Annotated in this window: 2 tRNA genes and 2 rRNA genes (1 of these 4 only partly in view); all 4 read left to right on the forward strand. The window is 53.5% G+C overall.

Features of this window, described 5'->3' with window-relative positions:
• Positions 1-43 (forward strand) — tRNA-Ala (locus BLX89_RS23555) (it extends 33 nt beyond the left edge of the window).
• A gap of 619 nt (positions 44-662) precedes the next feature.
• Positions 663-3,459: ribosomal RNA gene (locus BLX89_RS23565) — 23S ribosomal RNA — on the forward strand.
• Positions 3,460-3,696: 237 nt separating this feature from the next.
• Positions 3,697-3,811 (forward strand): 5S ribosomal RNA (rrf, locus tag BLX89_RS23570).
• 292 nt (positions 3,812-4,103) lie between these two features.
• A tRNA-Met gene (locus BLX89_RS23575) sits at positions 4,104-4,180 on the forward strand.

Raw genomic sequence — 4,180 nt, forward strand, 5'->3', positions numbered from 1 at the left:
TGCAAGCAGGGGGTCAGCGGTTCGATCCCGCTCAGCTCCACCATATTCTGTCCTGACGCTGTCGCGCTCTTTGAGCGCTGCGCTCCGGGCGGGCCGCCCAACGATGGGCGTGGGCCTCTGGCCCTGTTTGGTGGAAGACGGATTATCCTAATAGAGAAATAAAAGTTTGCATCGGCTTTCGAGCCTGATGCCTGTTCTGATTACATTGTGAAGAGAAGATATGTCTGGAGGCTTCCAGGTGTTGACGGTGATCGAAAGATCATTGGAAACGTCCGAGCCCAGTCCTGTTAAAGCTGTTGAAGGTCTAGCCGATCCGACGCAGACGAGGGACTGGAGGTCGGTAGGGAGCTTGTTACTCAAGGCATGTTTGTTGTTGGTTTTTGGAACCATCGAAACTTCGAGGCTTTCGGGCTTCGGGGATTTTGGTGTTTCTGGTGACCTCTGACGGCATGTTGATGGATGTTGCCTGACCGCGCATCCCCGGACAGATCTCGAGAAGCTGGTCTTATGATTTGACTTCGAAGTGCACCGGCGTGCCTTCATATGAAGATCAAATCGAACACGTCGATGGCATCTGGATCTGGATGAGGCTGTAAAAGGTAGCCTTGTCCGTCGCATCCCTTCGGGATGACGACTTAAGGATGAGCATTGGCAATGAGAACGATCAAGTGAAATAAGGGCAATTGGTGGATGCCTTGGCATGCACAGGCGATGAAGGACGTGATACGCTGCGATAAGCCGTGGGGAGCTGCGAATGAGCTTTGATCCATGGATTTCCGAATGGGGAAACCCACCTTAAATACCTGGAGAGTTTAAATCGCCCGCAAGGACGGTTTAGGTTTCTAGGTATTGGAATAAGGTATCTTACTTTCGAATACATAGGGGTAAGAAGCGAACGCAGGGAACTGAAACATCTAAGTACCTGCAGGAAAGGACATCAACCGAGACTCCGCAAGTAGTGGCGAGCGAACGCGGACCAGGCCAGTGGCCTTGGGGAATAAAGTGGAACGGAATGGAAAGTCCGGCCGTAGCGGGTGATAGCCCCGTACATGTAGAACACCCAAGGTCCTTGAGTAAGGCGGGACACGTGAAATCCTGTTTGAAATTGGGGGGACCACCCTCCAAGCCTAAGTACTCGTGCATGACCGATAGCGAACAAGTACCGTGAGGGAAAGGTGAAAAGCACCCCGACAAGGGGAGTGAAATAGAACCTGAAACCGGTTGCCTACAAACAGTCGGAGCCCGCAAGGGTGACGGCGTACCTTTTGTATAATGGGTCAACGACTTAGTGTGACGAGCAAGCTTAAGCCGGTAGGTGAAGGCGCAGCGAAAGCGAGTCTGAACAGGGCGTTCAGTTCGTCGCATTAGACCCGAAACCGAGTGATCTAGCCATGAGCAGGTTGAAGGTTGGGTAACACCAACTGGAGGACCGAACCCGCATCTGTTGCAATAGATTGGGATGACTTGTGGCTAGGGGTGAAAGGCCAATCAAACTCGGAAATAGCTGGTTCTCCGCGAAAACTATTTAGGTAGTGCGTCGACCGAATACCCTCGGGGGTAGAGCACTGGATGGGCTATGGGGACTCACCGTCTTACTGATCCTAACCAAACTCCGAATACCGAGGAGTACTAGTCGGCAGACACACGGCGGGTGCTAACGTCCGTCGTGAAGAGGGCAACAACCCTGACCTCCAGCTAAGGTCCCCAAGTCATGGCTAAGTGGGAAAGGATGTGAGGATCCCAAAACAACCAGGATGTTGGCTTAGAAGCAGCCATCATTTAAAGAAAGCGTAACAGCTCACTGGTCTAAATAAGGGTCTTTGCGCCGAAAATGTAACGGGGCTAAAGCCATGCACCGAAGCTGAGGATACGTCGCAAGACGTGTGGTAGCGGAGCGTTCCGTAAGCCTGTGAAGGGATACCTGTGAGGGGTCCTGGAGGTATCGGAAGTGCGAATGTTGACATGAGTAACGATAAAGGGGGTGAGAGACCCCCTCGCCGAAAGACCAAGGGTTCCTGCTTAAAGTTAATCTGAGCAGGGTTAGCCGGCCCCTAAGATGAGGCAGAAATGCGTAGTCGATGGGAACCACGTTAATATTCGTGGGCCTGGTGGTAGTGACGGATTGCGTAACTTGTTCAGACTTATTGGATTGTCTGGGCGGGGAAGCGGTTCCAGGAAATAGCTCCACCGTATAGACCGTACCCGAAACCGACACAGGTGGTCAGGTAGAGTATACCAAGGCGCTTGAGAGAACTATGCTGAAGGAACTCGGCAAATTGCACGCGTAACTTCGGAAGAAGCGTGACCCCACAGGACGCAAGTCTTTTGGGGTGGCACAGACCAGGGGGTAGCGACTGTTTATCAAAAACACAGGGCTCTGCGAAGTTGCAAAACGACGTATAGGGTCTGACGCCTGCCCGGTGCTGGAAGGTTAAGAGGAGAGGTGCAAGCTTTGAATCGAAGCCCCAGTAAACGGCGGCCGTAACTATAACGGTCCTAAGGTAGCGAAATTCCTTGTCGGGTAAGTTCCGACCTGCACGAATGGCGTAACGACTTCCCCGCTGTCTCCAGCATAGACTCAGTGAAATTGAATTCCCCGTGAAGATGCGGGGTTCCTGCGGTCAGACGGAAAGACCCCGTGCACCTTTACTATAGCTTTACACTGGCATTCGTGTCGGCATGTGTAGGATAGGTGGTAGGCTTTGAAGCTTGGACGCCAGTTCAGGTGGAGCCATCCTTGAAATACCACCCTTATCGTCATGGATGTCTAACCGCGGTCCGTTATCCGGATCCGGGACAGTGTATGGTGGGTAGTTTGACTGGGGCGGTCGCCTCCGAAAGAGTAACGGAGGCGCGCGATGGTGGGCTCAGACCGGTCGGAAATCGGTCGTCGAGTGCAATGGCATAAGCCCGCCTGACTGCGAGACTGACAAGTCGAGCAGAGACGAAAGTCGGTCATAGTGATCCGGTGGTCCCGTGTGGAAGGGCCATCGCTCAACGGATAAAAGGTACGCCGGGGATAACAGGCTGATGACCCCCAAGAGTCCATATCGACGGGGTTGTTTGGCACCTCGATGTCGGCTCATCGCATCCTGGGGCTGGAGCAGGTCCCAAGGGTTTGGCTGTTCGCCAATTAAAGCGGTACGTGAGCTGGGTTCAGAACGTCGTGAGACAGTTCGGTCCCTATCTGCCGTGGGTGTAGGAATATTGACAGGATCTGTCCCTAGTACGAGAGGACCGGGATGGACATATCTCTGGTGGACCTGTTGTGGCGCCAGCCGCATAGCAGGGTAGCTATATATGGAATGGATAACCGCTGAAGGCATCTAAGCGGGAAACCAACCTGAAAACGAGTATTCCCTTGAGAACCGTGGAAGACTACCACGTTGATAGGCCGGGTGTGGAAGTGCAGCAATGCATGAAGCTTACCGGTACTAATCGTTCGATTGGCTTGATCGTTCCCATTGCTCATGTTCATCTCTCGGCAAACGCTAAGCGTTTGTCCGAGTGAACAGAGCCATTATCTGTCCTGACGCGCATAGCGCTCCGGACGGGCCGCGTCACGAGACGCGACGGCCGCTTGGCCTTGCGGAGCTTTGCTCCGGATGTGCCCCAAGCAGCTATGAAAAAGACGTGTTCAAATAGACAAACAAGGCTCAGCCTTTACCAGCTTCTCATCACATTGCCCTTAGCCGACCTGGTGGTTATGGCGGGGTGGCCGCACCCGTTCCCATTCCGAACACGGCCGTGAAACGCCCCAGCGCCAATGGTACTTCGTCTTAAGACGCGGGAGAGTAGGTCGCTGCCAGGTCTGCTAATGGCAATGTCATCAGGTTTTTGCGAATGCAAAAGACCGAAAATATCTTCTCCGAACAAACCCGGCCCAAGCCGAAACAACCGGGCCGCCCTCAAAGCGGCCCTTTTGCTTCGGTAAAAGCCGGATTTGAAACGTCAGGGATGCTCACATCTCGCGTCCCTCACAGGAGACAAATAGCCTTCGGCAATTTGCTCCGGCAGTGATCACTACAGAGCAAGCCAAAATAGCGATATTTTGGCTTCGCCAAAAATCGGTTGAGCTTTTGGCTTCGCCAAAACTCAGGTAACGCGGGGTGGAGCAGCCCGGTAGCTCGTCAGGCTCATAACCTGAAGGCCGCAGGTTCAAATCCTGCCCCCGCAACCA

The organism is Pararhizobium arenae, from assembly GCF_001931685.1.
Classification (GTDB): Bacteria; Pseudomonadota; Alphaproteobacteria; order Rhizobiales; family Rhizobiaceae; genus Pararhizobium; species Pararhizobium arenae.